Origin of the sequence: Thioclava sp. JM3, from assembly GCF_002213185.1 — a bacterium.
GTDB lineage: Bacteria > Pseudomonadota > Alphaproteobacteria > Rhodobacterales > Rhodobacteraceae > Thioclava > Thioclava nitratireducens.
The window spans coordinates 110,335-130,380 of the sequence record NZ_NBOB01000006.1 but is presented as its reverse complement, the minus strand read 5'-3'; the positions used below and the strand labels follow the sequence as shown (position 1 = coordinate 130,380).

Here is a 20,046-nt window from a genome sequence, read left to right as displayed (position 1 = left end):
CATCCTCAGCGGCGCGAAACGACGCACTCGCAATGTGAAAAGGCCGCCCCCGATGGGGCGGCCCTGATCTTTCGCAACGGCGACAACTTATTTGTGGTTGTCGTCTTCGTCCTCGTCCTCGTTGTCGTCGGGCAGGTTGAAGAAGCTGTCCGCGTCCGAATAGTCGGCATTGTCCGCGGTCTCTTCCTCTTCCTCGGTCTCCTGCTTGAGATCGGAGGAGGAGAAGTTCTCCAGGCCGGCGATGCCCGAGGGCAGACGCGGTTCGTCGGGCATGCCCAGCGACTGCTCGGTCGAGACCAGCTTGCGGCGCTCGTCATCGCTCATCACGCCTTCGGCGGCGGCTTTCTTCGCGGCCTTCTGCACTTCGATATCCAGTTCCGACTGGCGGCAAAGACCCAGCGCGACCGGATCGATCGGGGTCATGTTCTGGATGTTCCAGTGCGTGCGCTCGCGGATCGACTGGATCGTGGGCTTGGTGGTGCCAACGAGACGCGCAATCTGCGCATCGGCCAGTTCCGGATGGAATTTCACCAGCCACAGGATCGCGTTCGGACGGTCCTGACGCTTCGACAGCGGGGTGTACCGCGGGCCGCGACGCTTGTCCTCGCCCAGCGCCGCCTTGTTGAACTTCAGCTTCAGCTTGTGCAGCGGGTCTTTCTCGGCCTTGTCGATCTCTTCCTGATCGAGCTGGTTCGAGGCGACCGGATCGAAGCCTTTCACGCCGGTGGCGACGTCACCATCGGCGATGCCCTGTACTTCCAGCTCGTGCAGGCCGCAGAAATCCGCGATCTGCTTGAAGCTGAGCGTCGTATTGTCCACCAGCCACACGGCGGTGGCCTTTGCCATCAGGGGCTTGTTCGTCATTGCAGCCATCCTTTACATATCTCTCCCGGGCCGAGAAATCGGCTGCGGCGCGAGATTTCCCTGCCGCGGTCCATTTCTGGAAGGGGAATTGCCGCCTCATATAGTCAATCGCGCGTCAGGAGAAAAGAGAAAATGACTCGTTTGAGCCTTCTGACCGCAGCCCTGCTTGCGCTTTCGACCCTCACATCCAGCGTCTCCGCCGAGGGCGAGCGCGCGGGCGATTTCGACTATTACCTCCTCTCGCTCAGCTGGTCGCCCACGTGGTGCGCGCTGACCGGCGACGCGCGCAACTCGCCGCAATGTGACCCGGCGGAGGATCGCGGCTTCGTGCTGCACGGGCTCTGGCCGCAATACGAGACCGGCTGGCCCAGCTTCTGCCGCACGCCGCAGCGCGATCCGTCGCGCCAGCAGACCGCGGCGATAGAGGACCTGACCGGCGCGCCGGGGCTGGCGTGGTACGAGTGGAAGAAGCACGGGCGCTGCTCGGGGCTGTCCGCCACGGATTACTTCGCGTTGGAGCGCAAGGCTTACGAGAGCATCGAAATTCCGCGCGTGCTGGCGAACCTCGACCGCGACGTAAGATTGCCCGCGAAAGTGGTCGAGCAGGCGTTTCTCGAGGCCAATCCTGGCCTCGATGCCGACGAGATCACCATCACCTGCAAATCCGGACGCATCCAAGAAGCGCGCATCTGCCTGACCAAGGAGCTGGAGCCGCGCCGCTGCGGGGCCGATACGATCCGCGATTGCAGCCTGTCGAACGCGCTGATGGAAAAGGTGCGCTGAGGCGCTATTCGTCGAGCGGCGGCTGACGATCTTCCAGCGTCGGCAGCTTGTGTGTCGCCGCGACGTCGTGACTGTGATCTTCCTCCGGCTTGCCCGAGGAACAGATCCACGCTTTCGCCTGCTCGAGCTCGCTGAGATGAAACAGCTTGACCGTGCCGGGGATCATCGGCGCGAAGGCCTGAATGCCCCAGCGGATCCAGTCGACATCGCTGACCAGCGCCACGGCGGCGAAATCGCCCAGATGCGACAGGCCCAGCTTGGTGTCGTCCCATGCTCCCTTCGCAGTGTAGCCGTCGAATTCTTCCCCGATGATATAGAGTAGCTTCACCTTTCCCTCGGCGGCGATCTTCTTCTCCACCGCCGGGATGAGGTGTTTTTCGTAGGCTTCCGCACCGATCGTGCCTTTGGCTTCGAAAGCCAGCACATCCGCCGGAAATCCATCCAGAAATTCAAAGCGTCCTTCGCTCATGACTGCCTCCCCTCGTTGGTTCGCGCGCGCCGCAAGCATACACCCGGCGCGCGCTTCACGAAAGTTCAGCCGCCCGCAACTTCCAACACGATCTTGCCAATATGCTGGCTCGTCTCCATCCGGGTATGAGCTTTTGCGGCCTCGGCCAGCGGGAAGCTGCTGTCGTGGATCACCCGCAGTTTGCCCGAATTGATCATCGGCCAGACATTGGCGTTCAATTGCCGCGCGATCTCTGCCTTGGCCGCAACCGATTGCGGGCGCAGCGTCGCTCCGGTAAGCGTCAGCCGCTTCGCCATGACCTGCGCAAAATTGATTTCAGCCTTCGGACCGCCGAGGAAAGCGATGAAGACCAGCCGCGCGTCATCGGCCATCGCCTTGATGTTGCGCGCGATATAGTCGCCGCCCACCATGTCGAGCACGAGGTTCGCCCCGCCTTCGGCCTTCAGCACGTCGACGAAATCGCCGGTCTTGTAGTTGATCGCGGTCGCGCCGAGTTCTTCGCAGACCGCGCATTTCTCCGCTGACCCGGCGGTGGTGAACACCCGCGCACCCAGCGCCGTCGCGATCTGGATCGCGGTGGTGCCGATGCCCGACGAGCCGCCATGCACGAGGAACCGCTCGCCCGCCTGCAAGCCGCCGCGCATCACAACGGTCGACCAGACGGTGAAGCAGGTCTCGGGAAGGCAGGCCGCCGATTTCAGATCGAGCCCGGCGGGCACGGGTAACGCATGTTCCGCCGGGCAGGTCGCGTATTCCGCGTATCCGCCACCGGGCAGCAGCGCGCAGACCTCGTCGCCAATCTCCCAATCGGTGACGCCCGGGCCGATCGCTGCGACCCGACCCGAGCATTCCAGCCCCGGCAGATCCGACGCGCCGGGCGGCGGATTGTAGGCGCCCGCACGCTGCAGCGCGTCCGGGCGGTTCACTCCGGCATAGGCCACCTCGATCAGGATCTCGCCATGTCCCGCGACCGGCACGGCGCGGGACACTTCCTTCAGCACCTCCGGCTTGCCATGTTCGGAAATCTCAACGCAGCGCATCTCGGTCGGCATCTCGACAGGCTCCATCACTGCGCCTCCCGACCCGGCATGTCGGCATTGCCCTTGGGCGCACGGATGCCGCCAAGCAGTTTCGGCAGGAAGGGCAGCTTCATCGCGGCCCCCTTCACCTTCTCGAACTGCATCACGTCCTCGATCCGGCGGTCGAGGAAGGCCCAGGTGTCGCCCTTGCCCTCGCTCTCGTCGCCCATCCAGTAGAGCACCGTTGAGCTGTAGACCCCCGAAAGCGTCATCCGCTTCGTGTACCAGTTGTAATCCTCGCTGACATCACCCAGCGCGCGCCAGATCTTGTCCGACGTTTCCCAGATCAGCTTAGAGCCGGTCGTGGCGTTCTGCGGTAGCGCGAAGATCGCGGCGCCACGGCGCACCAGCTCCGGATCGGCCTCTTCCAGACGGAAGCGCACGGCAGTCGCGATCCGGTCGCGGAACTTCAGTCCCGACAGATCCGCCTCTTCCAGACGCCTGAGCATTTCGGCATCGCCCTCGCGGTGATAGGCCACCGCCAGATCGACGGCACCACGCGGACACACGACCCGCGCCAACCCCGGATCGAGCCCCAGATCGGACACTGCGAGCTTGAAGGCAGGCTCGGACCAGCCATCGAAAGGGACATGCGGCTTGATCGCCGCCAACAGCTCGGACCGCGTGCGTTCCATATCGAGATGGTCGTTTTTCATCGCGTTTCCTCTCTCAGCTTTGACGGTAGACAAACCGCCTTTTGGTGACTATATGGAGCGCTCCTGCAAGCAACTGCAACTCTAACTTAGGAAGGTGGTGACACCACATGCAGGTCAGCGTTCGCGACAACAACGTCGAACAGGCGCTCCGTGCTCTGAAGAAAAAGCTTCAGCGCGAGGGTGTGTTCCGCGAAATGAAGCTCAAGCAGCATTTCGAGAAACCCTCGGTCAAAAAAGCGCGCGAGAAAGCCGAAGCCGTCCGCCGTGCCCGTAAACTGGCACGTAAGAAGGCTCAGCGCGAAGGCGCGCTCTAAGCGCACCGCTCCGCGTCTGAAAAGGCGCCTGAAAATGCTGGCGGGCTTGCCCGCACCGATGACCCCCGAGGCTTGGCCGCGGGGGTTTTTGGTTTCTGGAGGACACCGCTACAAGAAAGCGCAATCGCCGCCGCTTTGATCTTGCCTAAAGCGCTGCACCCCCTACCCTAGCGCCAGCACTTCGCTCTGGCGGGAACCGCTTTCAAATGTCCGATATCCGGCCCGTCCTGCACCTCTTTGGCCTGATCGTCACAGCCCTCGGAACCGCTATGCTGGTGCCCGCGGCGCTGGATTTCAGCGACCTCAACCCGAACTGGCAGGACTTCCTGGAAGCGGCGTTCGAGACTGCGCTGATCGGGGGCGCTCTCGCGCTCGCGACCCGCACCAAGAGCGCGAGCGGGCTCACCACGCGGCAGGCCTATCTGCTCACCGCGGCGATCTGGCTCGGCCTGCCGATCTTCGCCGCCCTCCCTTTCATCGAAGGCGCACCGCACGCGACCTGGACGAATGCCTATTTCGAAGCCGCCTCGGGCATCACCACGACCGGCTACACCGTCTTCGAACATCTCGACACGCTGCCACGCGGTGTCGTGTTGTGGCGCGGGATGCTGAACTGGTTCGGCGGGCTCGGGATCGCCTTCGTCGCGATGATCTTCCTGCCGGTGCTCCGCATCGGCGGCATGCGTTATTTCCAGGCGGAAGGCTTCGACACGCTGGGCAAGGTCATGCCGCGCGCCCATAACATCGCGCGCTCGCTGCTCTGGGTCTATGTTTCGCTGACGCTGGCCTGCGCGATCAGCTACACCGCCACGGGCATGACCTCCTTCGACGCGATCTGCTACGCAATGGCGACGATCGCGACCGGGGGCTTCGGCACGCATGACAGCTCCTTCGCGAACTTCTCGCCCGGGTCGCAATATGCGGGCGTCGTCTTCATGCTGGGTTCGGCCTTGCCCTTCATCCGCTATGTCCAGCTTGGCCGAGGCGACCTGCGCCCGTTCTGGGACGACCCGCAAATCCACGCCTTCTTTCGTTGGTTCGGCCTCGCGCTCGCGGCACTCCTGATCTGGCTCTACACCCACGCGCCCGACGGGATCGAGCCGACCTTCCGTTCCGCCGCTTTCAACCTGTCCTCGATCATGACCGGCACCGGCTTCGGCACGGCCAACGTCTCGAATTGGGGCAGCTTCGCGATGGTGCTGGCCTATTGGGTCGGGCTGATCGGCGGCTGCACCGGGTCCAGCTCGGGCGCGCTGTCAGTTTTTCGCTGGCAGGCACTCGGCGCGGTGATCCGCGCCGCCGTGCGCCGATTGCAGATGCCGCATCGGGTACTGCAGCCGCGCCTCGGCGAAAGGCTGCTGGAGGAAGACATCCTCTCCTCTCTGATCCTCTATTTTACCGGCTACATCCTGACGCTGGGCCTGATCTCGGTCGGGATTTCGATGACCGGGGCCGATTTCGTCTCGGCCATCTTCGCGACCTGGGGGGCTCTCGGCAATATAGGCTACGGGGTCGGCCCGCTGACCGATCGCACCGACACGATGATCGACTTCAGCGACGCCGCGACCTGGCTATTGACGCTCGCAATGCTGCTGGGCCGGATCGGGATGCTCGCGATCCTCGTCGTATTCCTGCCGCGCTTCTGGCGTGCCTGACTCTCAGACCGGCATCGCCGTGGTCGAGACCACGCATTTGAGCGAGAAGCTCGACTGGATCTGCGCCACGCCCGGAATGTTGGCCAGCTTCGCCCGGTGCAGCCGCGCAAAATCCTCGGCATCGGCGGCGACCACTTTCAGAAGGTAATCCGCAGCCCCCGCCATCAGATGACATTCGAGCACCTCCGGGACCTGCTGCACACCCTTCTCGAAGGCATCCAGAACCTCGTCGGCCTGACTGGACAGCTTGATCTCGACATAGACCGTCGTCGTCCGCCCCAGCTTGCGCGGGTTCAGCAGGGCGACGTAATCGCGGATGTAGCCCTCCTCCTCCAGTCGCTGCACCCGCCGGTGACAGGCCGAGGGCGAGAGGTTCACCCGCTCGCTCAACTCGGCATTGGAGATTCGCCCCTGCCGCTGCAAAACCTCCAGCAACCGACGATCTGTCGCGTCCAGCTTGTCGCTCATGCAATATCCTGCCGCTATTCACGTATTTTATCGAAGATACGAGCGGCCTACCCCATCCACAACCGCCAAATGGCAAAGCACTTGCTTGTGACGGAGCGCATACTGGTCGCAGGACGTTTCCATGTTTTGGAGGAGGACACGCGATGAAGATCGGAACCGTACGCGAAATCAAGGCGCAGGAATTCCGCGTCGGGCTGACCCCGGCCGCGGCGCAAGAGGCGGTCGCCCATGGCCACGAAGTGCTGGTGGAAACCGGCGCAGGCCTGGGCGCGGGTTTCAATGACAGCGATTACGAGGCCGCCGGCGCGAAGATCCTCGGCGATGCGGCAAAGGTGTTCGCCGAGGCCGAGATGATCGTGAAGGTGAAAGAGCCGCAGGCCTCCGAGCGCGCGATGCTCCGCGAAGGCCAGCTTCTGTTCACCTATCTGCATCTGGCCGCCGACCCGGCGCAGACTCATGACCTGATGAAATCGGGCGCGACCTGCATCGCCTACGAGACGGTGACGGCGAAGGACGGCACCCTGCCGCTGCTCGCGCCGATGTCCGAGGTGGCTGGTCGCCTCGCGCCGCAGATGGGCGCGTGGACCCTGCAGAAGGCCAATGGCGGGCGCGGTGTGCTGCTGGGCGGCGTGCCCGGCGTGTCGCCCGCGAAGGTCGTCGTGATCGGCGGCGGCGTCGTGGGCACCAACGCCGCGCGCGTGGCTGCCGGGATGGGCGCGGATGTGACCGTGCTCGACAAGTCGCTGCCGCGTCTGCGCTATCTCGATGACACGTTCGGCGGAACCTTCCGCACCGCCTATGCCTCGAAAGCCGAGACCGAGGCGCTGGTCGCGGCCTCCGATCTGGTGATCGGGGCGGTGCTGATCCCCGGGGCCGCCGCCCCGAAACTGGTCACCCGCGAAATGCTCAAGACGATGAAGCCCGGCGCGGCGATCGTCGATGTCGCGATCGATCAGGGCGGCTGCGTCGAGACCTCGCACCCGACCACCCATGACGACCCGATCTACGAGGTCGAGGGCATCATGCATTACTGCGTGGCCAATATGCCCGGCGCGGTCGCGCGCACCGCGACGCTCGCGCTGTCGAACGCGACCCAGCCCTTCCTGCTCGCATTGGCCGACAAGGGATGGGAGCGCGCCTGTGCCGAGGATCCGCATCTCGCGGCGGGGCTTAACGTCCATGCCGGCAAGGTGACCTATAAGGCAGTGGCCGAAGCGCTCGACTTGCCGTTCGACGCGCCGGACGCGGTGATGCACGCGGCCGAATAAAGGCCACGACGCCAAGAACAACTGCACCCATGACGAGGACGGCCCGGCGCTTTGCCCCGGGCCGTTCTTCTATCTTCAGGCGGCGCTGCGCGCCGCGCCATCACTTCCGAAGTGCGTCGCGAATTTCGAGCAACACGTCGAGCTGGCTCGGACCGGTATGCACCTCGGGCGCGACATCGTCCGGCTTCTCCGCCGCAGCCTTGATGCGGTTGACCATCTTCACCAGCATGAAGACCACGAAGGCGATGATGAAGAAATTGATCACCGCCATCAGGAACGCGCCATAGGCGAAGACCGAGGCACCCGCCTTGCGCGCCTCTTCAAGGCTCGCCCCGGTGGGAACCTCGCCGGAGAGCACGGCGTAGTTATTCGTGAAATCAACGCCTCCGGTGAACAGACCGATGATCGGGTTGATGATGTCGCCGACCAGCGAGGTCACGATGGCGGTGAAGGCCGCGCCGATGATGATGCCCACCGCCATGTCCATGACATTGCCCTTGGCGATGAAATCCTTGAATTCCTGAATCATTCCAGCCCCTCATTGCGATGCGCGTTCTGCGCGACGACAGGCTATCACGATCTTTGCGTCTGCATAGCCTCAAGCAGCGAGCGCAAGGCAGGCTTGCCGGTTTCGCTTTAGCACAACCTTCGGCGTGCATCCTCGACAAGGCGGCGGGCGACCTGCGCCGCCGTGGACACCGTGTCCCCGCCGGAACGGGACGAGAGAGGCGCGGCGACCGGCAAGGCCGCGAAACCGTCGCTGAGCCGTGCGCGCGCTTCCTGTCTGGCGATGTCGGCGATGGCGTCTGCATCACAGCGGAGCGCCTGCTGGATTCGCTCTGCCACCCCCGAGCAGGGTCCCGCCCCGTCGCCCTCAGAGGGACAGTCAAAGCCGCAGGCACAGCCGAAATGCTGGGGCATTTGTGAGATATTGCGCAGACGCCGCTGCGCAGCGCGGATACGATCGCAGGCCGCGTCGCGTTGGTCGGCGCGCAGGGCAAGCTCCAGCGGCATGGTCTCTGCCACGGTCGCCCGCTCCTCCTGAAGCCCCTCGGCCGCCGTGCGCAGCGCCGCCGCAGTGTCCACCTCCGCCGTTTCGGCATCGTCGAGGCAGCCCGAAATCATCTCGTCCAGGAAGGCGACCCGATGCCGCGCGATCAACTCGGCCGCCTCCGCAAAGGCGAGATCGGACACCGCCTGCCGTAACTCCTCCAACACGCGTTCGACCGCGCAATCGCCCGGCCCGTGCAGCGCAGTCAATGCGCGCTGTTCAAGCGCGAGTGATGCGGACCCGAATTCCTGTCCAACCATGGCGGCATCCCCTTTCTGGTAACCGCTTCAGGCTGGCACAACGGAATGAACGAAAGGTGAACTTTCGCTCACCTTTCGCCGCCTCATAGAATTTTCAGAGATTTCTCAGTCGTTTGACCGAAGCGCCTTGGTGAGAGCCGGGAACATTTCAGCATTCGACGCGATCACCGAACCCGATTCGAGAACATCACGCCCCTCGCGCACTGCTTCCACGAAACCGCCCGCTTCTTTCACGAGGAGAATGCCCGCGGCCATGTCCCAGGCGTTGAGCCCGCGCTCCCAATAGCCCTCGTAGCGGCCCGCCGCGACATAGGCGAGGTCGAGCGAGGCCGCGCCCCAGCGACGAACGCCCGCGCATTGCGGCATCAGCTTCGCAAGGTCCTGCAGCGTCGCCGGAAGGGTCGACTTGCCGCCGAAGGGCACGCCCGTCGCGAAGATCGATTCGATCATCTTGTGACGGCCAGAGACCCGCAGACGCGTGTCGTTCATGTAGGCGCCGAGGCCCTTCTCGGCGAAATACATCTCGTCTTTCGCGGCGTCAAACACCACGGCCGCGATGATTTCGCCCTTATGCTCCAGCGCGATCGAGATCGCCCAATGCGGCAGGCCGTGCAGGAAGTTCGTGGTGCCGTCGAGCGGGTCGACGATCCAGCGGCGGGTCGGGTCATCGCCCGCCTCTTCACCGGTCTCCTCGCCGAGCCAGCCATAGGAAGGGCGCGCGCCGCGCAGCTCGTCCTTGATGATCTTCTCGGCTTCGCGATCGGCCTTCGAGACGAAATCGCCCGGACCCTTCGAGGAGACCTGAAGGTTCTCGACCTCGCGGAAATCCTTGACCAGCGAGCGGCCTGCCTTGCGGGCGGCCTTGATCATCAGGTTGAGGTTTGCGCTGCCTTGCATCTCTGGGCTCCTTCGCGTTTCAAGCGGTCGCCTTACAGGGGTTGCGCGGAAAATCCAAGAGCTTTGGCACGTAAGGCAAACTGAGGAGGGGCTCTGCCCCGCTCGCTGCGCGAGCCCCCGGGATATTCGGACAAGCCCGATGGATCAGGCACGCTGAAGCTTCACCGGCTCGGTGCGTGCAAGCCGCAGGAAATGCGCCATGAAGGGCTGGGTGGCATCCTCGGACCGCGTCGCGGCGTAAAGGCGCTTGGTCAGCCCGTGTTCGGTCACAGGTTTGGTGATGTAGTCAGGCTGGTACTTCACCTCGCGCAGCACCCAGTCGGGCAGCACCGCCACGCCGCGATTCGAGGCGACCAGCATCAGGATCACCGCCGTCAGCTCCACCTGTCGCACGGCTTTCGGCTCCACCCGTGCGGGCGTGAGCAGCTGGGTGAAGATGTCCGAGCGACCGCGGTCGATCGGATAGGTGATCAGCGTCTGATCCGCGAAGTCCTGCGCCTCGATATATGGCTTTGCCGCCAGCGGTGAATTCGCGGCGGCGATGAAGGTCGGGGCGTAGTCGAAAAGCGGATTGAAGGTGACGCCGTCGATCTTTTCCGGATCCGACGATATCACCAGATCGACCTCTTCGCGGCTCAGCGCGGGAAGCGCGTTGAAAGCCAGACCGGGCCGGATATCCACGTCGATATCGGGCCAGGCATGGCGGAAACGCTCCAGCACCGGAAACAGCCAGTCGAAACAGGCGTGGCACTCGATCGCAATATGCAGACGGCCCGCCCGCCCCGACCGCAGCGCGTCGAACTCGGCCTCGGTTGCCGCGATCTCGGGCAGGATGCGTTCGGCCAGCCGCAACAGCTTCTGCCCCGCCGCCGAGAGCTTCAGCGGCTTCGAGCGGCGCACGAACAGCTCCACCCCGGTCTGGTCCTCCAGCCCTTTGATTTGGTGCGACAGCGCCGATTGTGTTATGTGCAGAACGTCCGCTGCCTTCGCGAGCCCTCCGGCATCGTGAATCGCCTTGATTGTGCGCAGGTGACGGAACTCGAGATGCATCTTGCTGTTACACTCATAACCATTTTGAGGATTATGAGTTTGTCTCACAAAGCCCGATCTGGCACAAGAGAGCGAACGAAAGGACAAAATCCCATGACGACGCCCAAGGTCAGTTTCGAATTTTTCCCGCCGAAGACGCTCGATGCGTCGTTCCGGCTGTGGGAAACCGCGCAGGTTCTGGCACCGCTCAAACCCGAGTTCACCTCCGTGACCTATGGCGCGGGCGGCACGACGCGCAAGCTGACCCACGAGGCGGTGGGGACCATCCACAAGAATTACGGCCTCAATGTCGCCGCCCACCTGACCTGCGTGGAGGCGACCAAGGCAGAGACGATGGACATCGTGGACGCCTATGCCGAGGTCGGCGTGACCGAGATCGTGGCGCTGCGGGGCGACCCGCCGCAGGGTGCCAAGCATTTCACGCCGCATCCCGAGGGCTTCGCCTCTTCGGTCGAACTGATCGAGGCGCTGGCCGAGGATGGCCGCTTCACGATCCGCGCCGGCGCCTATCCCGAGCCGCATCCGGACGCCGCCGACAATATGGCCGACGTGCGCTGGCTCAAGCGCAAGGTCGAGGCGGGTGCGACCTCGGCGATCACCCAGTTCTTCTTCGAGCCCGAGACCTTCTTCCGCTTCCGCGATGCCTGCGAGCGCGAAGGGATCGACGCGAAGATCATCCCCGGCATCCTGCCGATCCAGTCGTGGAAGGGCGCCAAGAAATTCGCGCAAAGCTGCGGCACCTCCATCCCCGCCTGGGTCGAGGAAGCCTTCGAGGCCGCGATCCGCGACGGGCGCGAGCATCTTCTGGCGACCGCGCTGTGCACCGAGCTGTGCGACAAGCTGATCGAGGGCGGCGTGGAAGACCTGCATTTCTACACGCTCAACCGTCCCGGCCTGACCCGCGACGTCTGCCACGCGCTGGGTGTGACGCCTGACACGGTGCTCGAGAAAGTGGCCTGAAAGGGTACTCAAATGGATTGAACGAAGGGGCCCGGCTGGGCCCCTTTTCTTTTTTGGTCGTGATGCGTCACGCGTCTGACGCTTGCCGCAACGCCCACACCACCGCCCAGAAGACGCTCAGGAAATCGCACTGGTCGTGATAATGTTTACCTAACGGAAACCAGTTCAAATCTGCCGACGAGATCGCGCCGATGACTGGCGTCCGTTCTAGGGAGGTAACACATGGGACGTTTCGTGATCACGGGGAGCTTCTCTCCTCAGGCCATAAAGGGCTTCATGGACAGCCCGACGGACCGATGGGAGACCATCGACGCGTTGATAAAGGCGGCTGGGGGGAAACTGGAAAACTACTACATAACCACCGGTCCGAGTGACTTTTTGATCATCGCCACGGGCGACGACATGAAGAAGGTGCTGCCGGCGATCATGGCTGCCGCTGGCTCTGGGTCGTTGTCGAAGGTGCAGACGCAGGAGGCCTTCACGACCGCCGACTTCAAGGAGATGCAGAAGGCTGCGGCCGGCATCCGTTCGAACTTCGTGCCGCCGGGCAGTTAAGGCCACTTCGGTCGCAATCCGACACCTACCTCCCCTTCCCTTTCCGAGCCACCGCGATAGCTTAGGGCCCACCCGGAAAAGGACCCGAAGATGCCCGACCAATATTTCGCCGAAGGCCCCGAAGATTTCCTCCCACTCGAGGAGGTGCTTTCGATGCCGGGGCTCGACTACGTCAGGAAGATGGTCACCGGCGACGTTCCCTCGCCCACCGTGCAGAAGCTGATGGCCTATCGGATTACCGAGGCCGAGGAAGGCCGCGTCACCTGCCGCGGGACGCCGGGCCATCCGCAGACCAACGGCTATGGCGGCATTCACGGCGGCTGGTATGCGATGATGCTAGATACGGTGATGACCTGTTCGGTGATCACCGGACTGAAGAACGGTCAGACGCAGACCACGCTTGAATTCAAGGTGAACCTGATCCGCGCGATCAAGCCCGGCACCGAGGTGATCGGCGTGGGACAGCTCGATCACATCGGCCGGTCAACCGGCGTCGCGCGGGGTGAGATCCGGGGCGCCGAGGATGGACGCCTCTACGCGACCGGCACCGCCACCTGTTTCGTCATGACGCCTGACCTCTGAGACAGGCTCGGACCGGCGCGCGAGACGACGGATTTCGGGACGCAGGATGCGCGGCCTGAAAATCGCGCGCGAGCCTTCGGGCAAGACCACGCTCTCATGCAGCCCTTCAGAGGGGTCGCGCCCCACGACGCGCGGCGCGCGCAGCCAGAACAGCTTGCCCCAGCCAGTCCAGGTGCCGACCGAGGGCGCATTCGGATCGCGCGGGAACTCCGCCTGCCAACCGGGCGGCAGGCTCAGACCCAGCGATTCCGCCCGCTCCAGCATCCACACGAGCGGAATATTGGCGAGTGGGCGCGCATCCGCGAAATGCCCGAGCATCCCGCCGATATCGCCATGGGCGCCGCGAAACCAGCGCTGCTCGATCCGGGTCGCGGGAGAATCGGCGTCGGAAGCGCCCTCGTCGCTTTCCCACACCAGCGGCTCCAGCACAGAGCGCCGCTCGTCGAGCGCGAGCGCCTGAAACCCGTGGCGCACATGGTCGCTCAGGTGGTGGTCGTGAAAGCGCACGCGCTCCTCGTTGACGATCCAGAAGAACGGCACGCGAATGCCCAGCGCCTGAACCGTATCAAAGGCGCCGACCATCTCGATCTCGACATTCTCGTGGCACAGGCTGTTGCGGAAGCTTTGGAGGACGTCCGCGGGCGTCTCTTCCTCGTAGTGGCGCCATGCAAGCCGCGTGTTGCGTTCGATCGCATGCTCCGGGCGCAACAGACCGATCCGCCCGATCATCCCCGCCAGCGAGCGCGCAGCGAAGCCGCCCCGGGAATAGCCGATCAGGAAGATGCGGTCGCCCGGGCGGTATCGCATCGCGAGCCAGCCATAGGCGCGCGAGATCTGCTGATTCACGCCCCAGCCGAACCAGACATCCGACATGTCGTGCCAGTCGCGCCAGCGCAGGCCGCGCCCGTAATAGACCGAGACTTTCGGCGCCGCCCGGCGCAGGAAGCGGTAGATCAGCCCGATCGAGGTCAGCCGGTCGGCGCGCAGCGAGCCGAGCGTCCCGTCGAGCAACACGACATGATCGACCGGGCCACGGCCCGCGCCTGCCGCCGAGCGCGCCTCGGCCCGTTCCGGGCTGCGGCGGCGCAGGGCAGAGATCACACGCTCGAAGAGACCGCGCATATCAGCGCTCCACATAAGTTGGGCTTATACTATCCAATGTAGGATAAGTTTCACTTATCTTCAGGGGCAATCGCGGCAGTTTGTTGACCCGATCGTGCCCGCCGCGCTTTTTCGGACCGCGCGCACGGGGTTTTCCTTGTCGCCTGCGCGGGCTAAACAGCCCTCAAGCCGAGCCAAGGATGCCTGACATGACGATGGACAAGACTTTCGATGCCGCGAGCGCCGAGCCGCGGATCTACGCGAAATGGGAAGAGGCCGGAGCCTTCAAGGCCGGAGCCAACGCGTCGCGCGACGAGACCTTCTGCGTGATGATCCCGCCGCCCAACGTGACGGGCGCGCTGCATGTGGGCCACGCCTTCAACAACACCGTGCAGGATATCCTCGTGCGCTGGCACCGGATGCGCGGCTTCGACACGCTCTGGCAGCCGGGACAGGACCATGCGGGTATCGCGACCCAGCTGATGGTCGAGAAGGAACTGGCCAAGACCGGTCAGCCCAAGCGCATCGAACTCGGCCGTGAGAAATTCCTCGAGAAGGTCTGGGAGTGGAAAGGCGAATACGGCTCGACCATCATCAACCAGCTCAAGCGTCTGGGCTCGAGCTGCGATTGGTCGCGCAACGCCTTCACCATGTCGGGGGCTCCCGGCGCGCCGGAAGGCAACGAGGGTAACTTCCATGACGCCGTGATCAAGGTCTTCGTCGACATGTACGAGAAGGGCCTGATCTATCGCGGCAAGCGGCTGGTGAACTGGGATCCCCATTTCGAGACCGCGATCTCCGATCTCGAGGTCGAGAATATCGAAGTCGCCGGTCACATGTGGCACTTCAAATACCCGCTCGCGGGCGGCGAGACCTATACCTATGTCGAGAAGGACGAAGAGGGGAACGTCGTCTTCACGGAAGAGCGCGACTACATCTCGATCGCGACGACCCGCCCCGAGACGATGCTGGGCGACGGCGCTGTCGCGGTGCACCCGTCCGATGAGCGTTACGCGCCGATCGTCGGCAAGCTCTGCGAAATCCCGGTGGGCCCGAAAGAGCATCGCCGCCTGATCCCGATCATCACCGATCAATATCCCGATCCCGAATTCGGCTCGGGCGCGGTGAAGATCACCGGCGCGCATGACTTCAACGACTACATGGTCGCCAAACGCGGCGGCATCCCGATGTATCGCCTCATGGACACCAAGGGCGCGATGCGCGCCGACGGGCTGTCCTACGAGGAATGCGCGGCCCGCGCGATGGAGATCTCCCGCGGCGCGGATTTCACCGAGGCAGAGATCGACGCGCTCAACCTCGTGCCCGAGGAACTGCGCGGTCTCGACCGGTTCGAGGCGCGCGAAGCCGTGATCCGTCAGATCACCGAGGAAGGCCTCGCGGTGACGACCACGAAGACCGTCACCGACGAAGACGGCGTTGAGACCGAAACCACCGTTCCGTATGTCGAAGACAAGCCGATCATGCAGCCCTTCGGTGACCGCTCGAAAGTGGTGATCGAGCCGATGCTGACCGATCAGTGGTTCGTCGATGCCGAGCAGATCGTCGGCAAGGCGCTGGACGCCGTGCGCAACGGCGACACCGTGATCATGCCCGAAGCGGGCGAGAAAACCTATTTCCACTGGCTGGAAAACATCGAGCCCTGGTGCATCTCGCGCCAGCTCTGGTGGGGCCACCAGATTCCGGTCTGGTACGGTCTGGACATGGAAGCGCCCGACTTCCGCGATGACGAAGGCGATGGCACGATCGACCTCGTGGAGATGGGCCGCCTGCTCGTCGAGACGAAGATGGTGCATCGCGACGACCGCTATCACTGCGCCTCGGACTTCGAGAGCGTCATCGGCTGGTTCAAGGCGCAGAATGCCGAGCTGCCGACGCCGCTCAACGTGGCGCGCATCGTTGAAGTGGAAGATCGCCACAAGGCGATCGAAGTGCTGGCCGCGAGCCTCGCGCAATACGAGATGACCGAGGACCCGACGCAGCTCGTCTACCCGGTCTGGCGCGATGCCGATGTGCTCGACACCTGGTTCTCGTCGGGCCTCTGGCCGATCGGCACGCTGGGCTGGCCCGAGGATACCGAGGAGATGCGCAAGTATTTCCCGACCGATGTCCTCGTGACCGGCTTCGACATCCTGTTCTTCTGGGTGGCGCGGATGATGATGATGCAGCTGGCCGTGATGGATCAGGTGCCCTTCCACACCGTCTACCTGCACCAGCTCGTCCGTGACGAGAAGGGCAAGAAGATGTCGAAGACGACGGGCAACGTGATCGACCCGCTCGAGATCATCGATGCTTACGGCGCGGACGCGCTGCGCTTCACCAATGCCGCAATGGCGGCGATGGGCGGCGTGCTGAAGCTCTCGGAAGAGCGCATCAAGGGCTATCGGAACTTCGGCACGAAAATCTGGAACGCGACCCGCTTCGCCGAGATGAACGGCGTATTCGAGGGCCCGGTCGTGACCGAGATCCCGCAGCCCACCCACACGGTGAACCGCTGGATCATCGGCGAGACCGCGAAGATCCGCGAGCAGGTGGACGAGGCCTTCGCCGCCTACCGCTTCAACGACGCGGCGCTCGGGCTTTACGGTTTCGTCTGGGGCAAGGTCTGCGACTGGTATGTCGAATTCGCCAAGCCGCTGTTCGATGGCGAGCATGCCGAGGAAACCCGCGCCACGATGCGTTGGGTGCTCGATCAGTGCTACACGCTGCTGCACCCGATCATGCCCTTCATCACCGAAGAGCTGTGGGAACTGACTGCGCCGCAGGGCGACCGCGCGAAGATGCTCGTCCATGCCGACTGGCCGGATTACAAAGCCGCCGATCTGGTGGACGAGGCAGCCGACCGCGAGATGAACTGGGTGATCGAACTGATCGAGGCGATCCGCTCCTCGCGCACGCAGATGGGCGTGCCGGTAGGCCTGAAACTGCCGATGGTTCTGGCCGAGGCGGATGACGCGGCGCGCGCAGCGCTCGCCAATAACGAGGCGCTGATCTTCAAGCTGGCCCGCATCGAAAGCGTCACCGAGGGACCGATCCCGAAAGGCGCGATCTCGATCCCGGCGCAGGGCGCGCTGTTCGGTCTGCCGCTGGAAGGCGTGATCGACATCGCCAAGGAGAAGGCACGTCTGGAGAAGGCTCTGGGCAAGATGGAGAAGGAAATCGGCGGCATGAAGGGCCGTCTGAACAATCCGAAATTCATCGCCAATGCCGATCCCGACGTGGTCGTGGAAACCCGCGAAAACCTCGCCCGCGCCGAGGAAGAGGCCGAGAAGGTGCGTCAGGCCGTCGCGCGTCTGGCGGAGCTGGGCTGAGCGAGGCTTTTAGCGATCAGGGCCGCGCCTGCCCCTCGGGTGGGCGCGGCCCGGGCCTGGTCGTCCCGCGCCGTGAGCTGAGCGGAGACCTTACTCCGACACTTCCTTCATCATGAACGCCACGCCCGAGGCGACCACGCAGATCCCCGCATAGACGATCAGCACCATATCCGGCCCCGCCATCGCGAGCGCCGAACTCGCCGCGCCGAAGGCCAGCAGCATCACGCCTACACTCGTGTTCGACACCGCCGTATAGGCCGCGCGATCGTCCTTGGGCGACATGTCCACGAGGTAGGTCGAGCGGCCCAGCCGCACCCCCTGATAGCCGATCATCAGCCCGAACAGCGCCACCGGCGAGGCCCAGATCGTGCCCATCAGCCCCGACCAACTCAATCCCACCGCAAGCGCCAGGAACGCGGCGGCGACCAGCCCGGTGAAGATCAACACCTTGCGCGAAGAGCGATCTGCCAGCCGCCCCCAGATATAGGAACTCACCAGCGAGGCCAGCGCCGAGGCCAGCACCATCGCCCCCAGCGCGCCGAACCGGTTATCTCCGGCATTCGCGGCGAGCAGCACGATATAGGGCGGCGCGAGCGCGGTCGGCAGCAGCAGCACCCGCGCGATCACGAACTTGCCAAGATCGGCATCCTTCCACAGCAGGCTAAGCTCTGACAGGCCAATGCTGCCCTTCGCCTCGCCCGGCTGGTCTTCCTCGCGCAGCGTCGAGAACAGCGCAGCCGCCGCCACCCAGAGCACGGCGGCCAGTGAAATCGCCCCGATCACGAGGCTCATCCGCGGGACGAATCCGCTCATCAGGATCAGCGCGAACAGGATCACCCCGGCCGCAGAAACGCTCGTCGCGATGCCGGTCGTCGTGCCACGCCGCGTGCGGTCCACGGTCTTGCCCAGCACGTCCTTGTAGCTCACCGAGGACAGCGAGCGCGCGATGGCCAGCACGCCCAGCGCGGCGAGCATCGCAAGCCCCGCGGCCATCCCCTGCATCGTCAGCGCGATCACCACGATCGCCGCCGCCGCCAGCCCCTGGATCATGCTGCCGGCCGCCCAGGCCCATTTGCGCTGGGGCATCTTGCGGACATGCGGTGCGGTGAACAGCTGCGGCAATAGCGAGCCCGCCTCGCGCACCGGCACCAGCCAACTGACCAGAGCGGCAGGCGCGCCCACCGCCTGCATGAGCCAGCTGAGCACCAGCTTCGGGTCGATCAGCCCGTCTGCCAGCTTGGTCATCGACAGCGATCCGACATGGCGCAAAAAACTGCCGGGTTCGTGCTTGGCGGCGGTGTCGCTCAGCTCTTTCACATTCCCCGGCGCATCGCCGGTCAGCGTTTCGAATAGGGAGGAGGAGAAAGAGGTGTCGCTGGCGCTCATCGGCTGGCTTCCCGAACTTATGTCATTTCACGATATTACGCTGGGAAAAGCGCTTGGCCCAGTCCCCGGTTCCGCCGCGAGGAACCGATCGACGCAGCCTCTTGCCGCATCCGCGCTTTGCGCTTACGCCTGTAGCCATGACCGGACCTCGATATACCCGCCTGATCGACAGCCTTCCCGCCACCGTACCCTTCGTCGGGCCCGAGGAACACGAGCGCCTTGCCGGTCGCCGATTCACCGCGCGGCTGGGAGCCAACGAGAACGGCTTTGGCCCCTCGCCGCGGGCGATTTCCGCGATGGCGGCTGCGGCCGGCGATGCCTGGAAATACGGCGACTCGACGAGCTTCGATCTGCGTACGGCGATTGCCGCGCATCACGATGTCGCGGTCGAGAACGTTCTGGTCGGCGAAGGGATCGACGGGCTGCTGGGCTACCTGTGCCGCCTGATGATCGAACCGGGCGATCCCGTTGTCACCTCGGAAGGTGCCTACCCGACGTTCAACTACCATGTCGCGGGCTTCGGCGGAGTGCTTCACAAAGTGCCCTATGCCGGGGATCACGAAGACCCGCAGGCGCTGATCGCGAAGGCCGCCGAGGTGGGCGCGAAGCTCGTCTATATCGCCAATCCCGATAACCCGATGGGCACGCATCATCCGCGCGAGACGATCGAGGCGATGATCGACGCGGTGCCGGATGGCACGCTGATGGTGCTGGACGAGGCCTATGTGGAATTCGCCGACGACGGGACCGAGGCGCGCATCGCGGCCGACGATCCCCGAGTGATCCGGATGCGGACCTTCTCGAAGGCCCATGGTCTGGCGGGCGCGCGCGTGGGCTATGCGCTTGCGGCCCCCGGCCTGATCGCGGCTTTCGACAAGATTCGCAATCATTTCGGCATGTGCCGCATCTCTCAGGCAGGCGCGCTGGCCGCGCTGCAGGACAAGACGTGGCAGGCCTACATGCGTCTCCTCGTGGCAGGCGCACGCGACCGGATCGACGAGATCGCGCGCGAGAACGGGCTGAGCACCCTGCCCTCCGCCACGAATTTCGTCGCCGTGGACTGCGGGCAGGATGGTGATTTCGCGCGGGCCGTGCTGCAGGAACTGGACGCGCACGCGGTGTTCGTGCGGATGCCCTTCGTCGCCCCGCAAAACCGTTGCATCCGCGTCTCGGTCGGGCCCGAAGCCGAGCTCGACGCTTTTGCCGCTGCCCTCCCTGACGCGCTGAAAGCCGCCCGCGCGCGCTGATCTGCGCGCCCTCCCGGACACAAATCCGCCTACCAAATCGGCAAAAAAGCACCGGCGTCAGCACGTCTCGCC

The 20,046-nt window shown here is 64.3% G+C and carries 20 protein-coding genes; 9 read left to right on the top strand and 11 right to left on the bottom strand.

What is annotated here, in order from left to right:
- Positions 1–87: 87 nt before the first annotated feature.
- Complete coding sequence (locus B6V73_RS12660) at positions 88–864, bottom strand: cell cycle transcriptional regulator TrcR (protein ID WP_075773894.1); 777 nt, start codon at positions 862–864, stop codon at positions 88–90.
- Positions 865–996: 132 nt separating this feature from the next.
- Here B6V73_RS12660 and B6V73_RS12655 point away from each other — a divergent pair, with 132 nt between their 5' ends.
- Positions 997–1,647: a ribonuclease T2 gene (locus B6V73_RS12655; protein ID WP_088719499.1), complete on the top strand. Its 651-nt coding sequence runs from the start codon at positions 997–999 to the stop codon at positions 1,645–1,647.
- Between the two features lie 4 nt (positions 1,648–1,651).
- On the opposite strand, the gene B6V73_RS12650 is transcribed toward B6V73_RS12655, so the two are convergent.
- The 3 genes from B6V73_RS12650 to B6V73_RS12640 form a co-directional block, all read right to left on the bottom strand.
- Complete coding sequence (locus B6V73_RS12650; protein WP_168174461.1) at positions 1,652–2,116, bottom strand: STAS/SEC14 domain-containing protein; 465 nt, start codon at positions 2,114–2,116, stop codon at positions 1,652–1,654.
- A gap of 65 nt (positions 2,117–2,181) precedes the next feature.
- Positions 2,182–3,168: an NAD(P)H-quinone oxidoreductase gene (locus tag B6V73_RS12645; RefSeq protein ID WP_088725533.1), complete on the bottom strand. Its 987-nt coding sequence runs from the start codon at positions 3,166–3,168 to the stop codon at positions 2,182–2,184.
- Between the two features lie 14 nt (positions 3,169–3,182).
- Positions 3,183–3,851 carry a COQ9 family protein gene (locus B6V73_RS12640; RefSeq protein WP_077701322.1) on the bottom strand — a complete coding sequence of 223 codons (669 nt, stop codon included), beginning with the start codon at positions 3,849–3,851 and terminating at the stop codon, positions 3,183–3,185.
- A gap of 107 nt (positions 3,852–3,958) precedes the next feature.
- Between B6V73_RS12640 and rpsU the strand changes: the two genes are divergently transcribed.
- A complete protein-coding gene (rpsU, locus tag B6V73_RS12635; protein WP_011748553.1) occupies positions 3,959–4,165 on the top strand; it encodes a 30S ribosomal protein S21 in 207 nt (68 codons plus the stop codon).
- A 206-nt stretch (positions 4,166–4,371) separates the two neighbouring features.
- Positions 4,372–5,820, top strand: a complete 1,449-nt coding sequence (locus B6V73_RS12630) for a TrkH family potassium uptake protein (RefSeq protein ID WP_088725416.1) — start codon at positions 4,372–4,374, stop codon at positions 5,818–5,820.
- A gap of 3 nt (positions 5,821–5,823) precedes the next feature.
- Here the strand turns inward: B6V73_RS12630 and B6V73_RS12625 are convergent, their stop codons facing one another.
- On the bottom strand, positions 5,824–6,288 hold the full coding sequence (locus B6V73_RS12625; protein ID WP_075773891.1) for an Lrp/AsnC family transcriptional regulator: 465 nt from the start codon (positions 6,286–6,288) through the stop codon (positions 5,824–5,826).
- 143 nt (positions 6,289–6,431) lie between these two features.
- Here B6V73_RS12625 and ald point away from each other — a divergent pair, with 143 nt between their 5' ends.
- Positions 6,432–7,556 (top strand): alanine dehydrogenase, encoded by a 1,125-nt coding sequence (gene ald / locus B6V73_RS12620; protein WP_088725415.1) that lies wholly within the window; start codon positions 6,432–6,434, stop codon positions 7,554–7,556.
- Between the two features lie 100 nt (positions 7,557–7,656).
- On the opposite strand, the gene mscL is transcribed toward ald, so the two are convergent.
- From mscL to B6V73_RS12600, 4 genes are all read right to left on the bottom strand, one after another.
- The gene (mscL, locus tag B6V73_RS12615; protein WP_075773889.1) at positions 7,657–8,085 is read right to left on the bottom strand and encodes a large conductance mechanosensitive channel protein MscL; all 429 of its coding nucleotides are present in this window, start codon (positions 8,083–8,085) and stop codon (positions 7,657–7,659) included.
- Positions 8,086–8,192: 107 nt separating this feature from the next.
- Complete coding sequence (locus B6V73_RS12610; protein WP_088725414.1) at positions 8,193–8,867, bottom strand: hypothetical protein; 675 nt, start codon at positions 8,865–8,867, stop codon at positions 8,193–8,195.
- 105 nt (positions 8,868–8,972) lie between these two features.
- The gene (locus B6V73_RS12605) at positions 8,973–9,764 is read right to left on the bottom strand and encodes an inositol monophosphatase family protein (protein WP_075773887.1); all 792 of its coding nucleotides are present in this window, start codon (positions 9,762–9,764) and stop codon (positions 8,973–8,975) included.
- Between the two features lie 144 nt (positions 9,765–9,908).
- Entirely contained in the window at positions 9,909–10,814 is a 906-nt protein-coding gene (locus tag B6V73_RS12600; protein ID WP_075773886.1) for a LysR family transcriptional regulator, read from the bottom strand.
- Positions 10,815–10,907: 93 nt separating this feature from the next.
- Between B6V73_RS12600 and metF the strand changes: the two genes are divergently transcribed.
- The 3 genes from metF to B6V73_RS12585 all read left to right on the top strand — a co-directional run bounded on the left by metF (position 10,908) and on the right by B6V73_RS12585 (position 12,911).
- Positions 10,908–11,774, top strand: a complete 867-nt coding sequence (metF, locus tag B6V73_RS12595; RefSeq protein ID WP_088725413.1) for a methylenetetrahydrofolate reductase [NAD(P)H] — start codon at positions 10,908–10,910, stop codon at positions 11,772–11,774.
- A gap of 222 nt (positions 11,775–11,996) precedes the next feature.
- Positions 11,997–12,329 carry a GYD domain-containing protein gene (locus tag B6V73_RS12590; protein ID WP_075773884.1) on the top strand — a complete coding sequence of 111 codons (333 nt, stop codon included), beginning with the start codon at positions 11,997–11,999 and terminating at the stop codon, positions 12,327–12,329.
- A gap of 90 nt (positions 12,330–12,419) precedes the next feature.
- Complete coding sequence (locus B6V73_RS12585) at positions 12,420–12,911, top strand: PaaI family thioesterase (protein WP_088725412.1); 492 nt, start codon at positions 12,420–12,422, stop codon at positions 12,909–12,911.
- On the opposite strand, the gene B6V73_RS12580 is transcribed toward B6V73_RS12585, so the two are convergent.
- The gene (locus tag B6V73_RS12580) at positions 12,813–14,033 is read right to left on the bottom strand and encodes a DUF2235 domain-containing protein (RefSeq protein ID WP_075773882.1); all 1,221 of its coding nucleotides are present in this window, start codon (positions 14,031–14,033) and stop codon (positions 12,813–12,815) included. The two genes, B6V73_RS12585 and B6V73_RS12580, sit on opposite strands and share 99 nt — an antisense overlap.
- 188 nt (positions 14,034–14,221) lie before the next feature.
- Between B6V73_RS12580 and B6V73_RS12575 the strand changes: the two genes are divergently transcribed.
- Positions 14,222–17,341, top strand: a complete 3,120-nt coding sequence (locus B6V73_RS12575) for a valine--tRNA ligase (RefSeq protein WP_088725411.1) — start codon at positions 14,222–14,224, stop codon at positions 17,339–17,341.
- A gap of 90 nt (positions 17,342–17,431) precedes the next feature.
- Here the strand turns inward: B6V73_RS12575 and B6V73_RS12570 are convergent, their stop codons facing one another.
- Positions 17,432–18,727 carry an MFS transporter gene (locus B6V73_RS12570; RefSeq protein WP_088725410.1) on the bottom strand — a complete coding sequence of 432 codons (1,296 nt, stop codon included), beginning with the start codon at positions 18,725–18,727 and terminating at the stop codon, positions 17,432–17,434.
- A 137-nt stretch (positions 18,728–18,864) separates the two neighbouring features.
- Here B6V73_RS12570 and B6V73_RS12565 point away from each other — a divergent pair, with 137 nt between their 5' ends.
- On the top strand, positions 18,865–19,974 hold the full coding sequence (locus tag B6V73_RS12565; protein ID WP_088725409.1) for a pyridoxal phosphate-dependent aminotransferase: 1,110 nt from the start codon (positions 18,865–18,867) through the stop codon (positions 19,972–19,974).
- The last annotated feature ends 72 nt before the right edge of the window (positions 19,975–20,046 follow it).

Bases quoted from the DNA above. Each gene is read 5' to 3' on its own strand.
- B6V73_RS12650 (WP_168174461.1), bottom strand. From the start codon at position 2,116: ATGAGCGAAGGACGCTTTGAATTTCTGGATGGATTTCCGGCGGATGTG.
- B6V73_RS12655 (WP_088719499.1), top strand. From the start codon at position 997: ATGACTCGTTTGAGCCTTCTGACCGCAGCCCTGCTTGCGCTTTCGACC.
- mscL (WP_075773889.1), bottom strand. From the start codon at position 8,085: ATGATTCAGGAATTCAAGGATTTCATCGCCAAGGGCAATGTCATGGAC.
- B6V73_RS12630 (WP_088725416.1), top strand. From the start codon at position 4,372: ATGTCCGATATCCGGCCCGTCCTGCACCTCTTTGGCCTGATCGTCACA.
- B6V73_RS12645 (WP_088725533.1), bottom strand. From the start codon at position 3,168: ATGCCGACCGAGATGCGCTGCGTTGAGATTTCCGAACATGGCAAGCCG.
- B6V73_RS12580 (WP_075773882.1), bottom strand. From the start codon at position 14,033: ATGCGCGGTCTCTTCGAGCGTGTGATCTCTGCCCTGCGCCGCCGCAGC.
- B6V73_RS12660 (WP_075773894.1), bottom strand. From the start codon at position 864: ATGACGAACAAGCCCCTGATGGCAAAGGCCACCGCCGTGTGGCTGGTG.
- B6V73_RS12585 (WP_088725412.1), top strand. From the start codon at position 12,420: ATGCCCGACCAATATTTCGCCGAAGGCCCCGAAGATTTCCTCCCACTC.
- B6V73_RS12600 (WP_075773886.1), bottom strand. From the start codon at position 10,814: ATGCATCTCGAGTTCCGTCACCTGCGCACAATCAAGGCGATTCACGAT.
- B6V73_RS12590 (WP_075773884.1), top strand. From the start codon at position 11,997: ATGGGACGTTTCGTGATCACGGGGAGCTTCTCTCCTCAGGCCATAAAG.
- B6V73_RS12565 (WP_088725409.1), top strand. From the start codon at position 18,865: ATGACCGGACCTCGATATACCCGCCTGATCGACAGCCTTCCCGCCACC.
- B6V73_RS12625 (WP_075773891.1), bottom strand. From the start codon at position 6,288: ATGAGCGACAAGCTGGACGCGACAGATCGTCGGTTGCTGGAGGTTTTG.
- B6V73_RS12610 (WP_088725414.1), bottom strand. From the start codon at position 8,867: ATGGTTGGACAGGAATTCGGGTCCGCATCACTCGCGCTTGAACAGCGC.
- B6V73_RS12640 (WP_077701322.1), bottom strand. From the start codon at position 3,851: ATGAAAAACGACCATCTCGATATGGAACGCACGCGGTCCGAGCTGTTG.
- ald (WP_088725415.1), top strand. From the start codon at position 6,432: ATGAAGATCGGAACCGTACGCGAAATCAAGGCGCAGGAATTCCGCGTC.
- B6V73_RS12605 (WP_075773887.1), bottom strand. From the start codon at position 9,764: ATGCAAGGCAGCGCAAACCTCAACCTGATGATCAAGGCCGCCCGCAAG.
- B6V73_RS12575 (WP_088725411.1), top strand. From the start codon at position 14,222: ATGACGATGGACAAGACTTTCGATGCCGCGAGCGCCGAGCCGCGGATC.
- metF (WP_088725413.1), top strand. From the start codon at position 10,908: ATGACGACGCCCAAGGTCAGTTTCGAATTTTTCCCGCCGAAGACGCTC.
- B6V73_RS12570 (WP_088725410.1), bottom strand. From the start codon at position 18,727: ATGAGCGCCAGCGACACCTCTTTCTCCTCCTCCCTATTCGAAACGCTG.
- rpsU (WP_011748553.1), top strand. From the start codon at position 3,959: ATGCAGGTCAGCGTTCGCGACAACAACGTCGAACAGGCGCTCCGTGCT.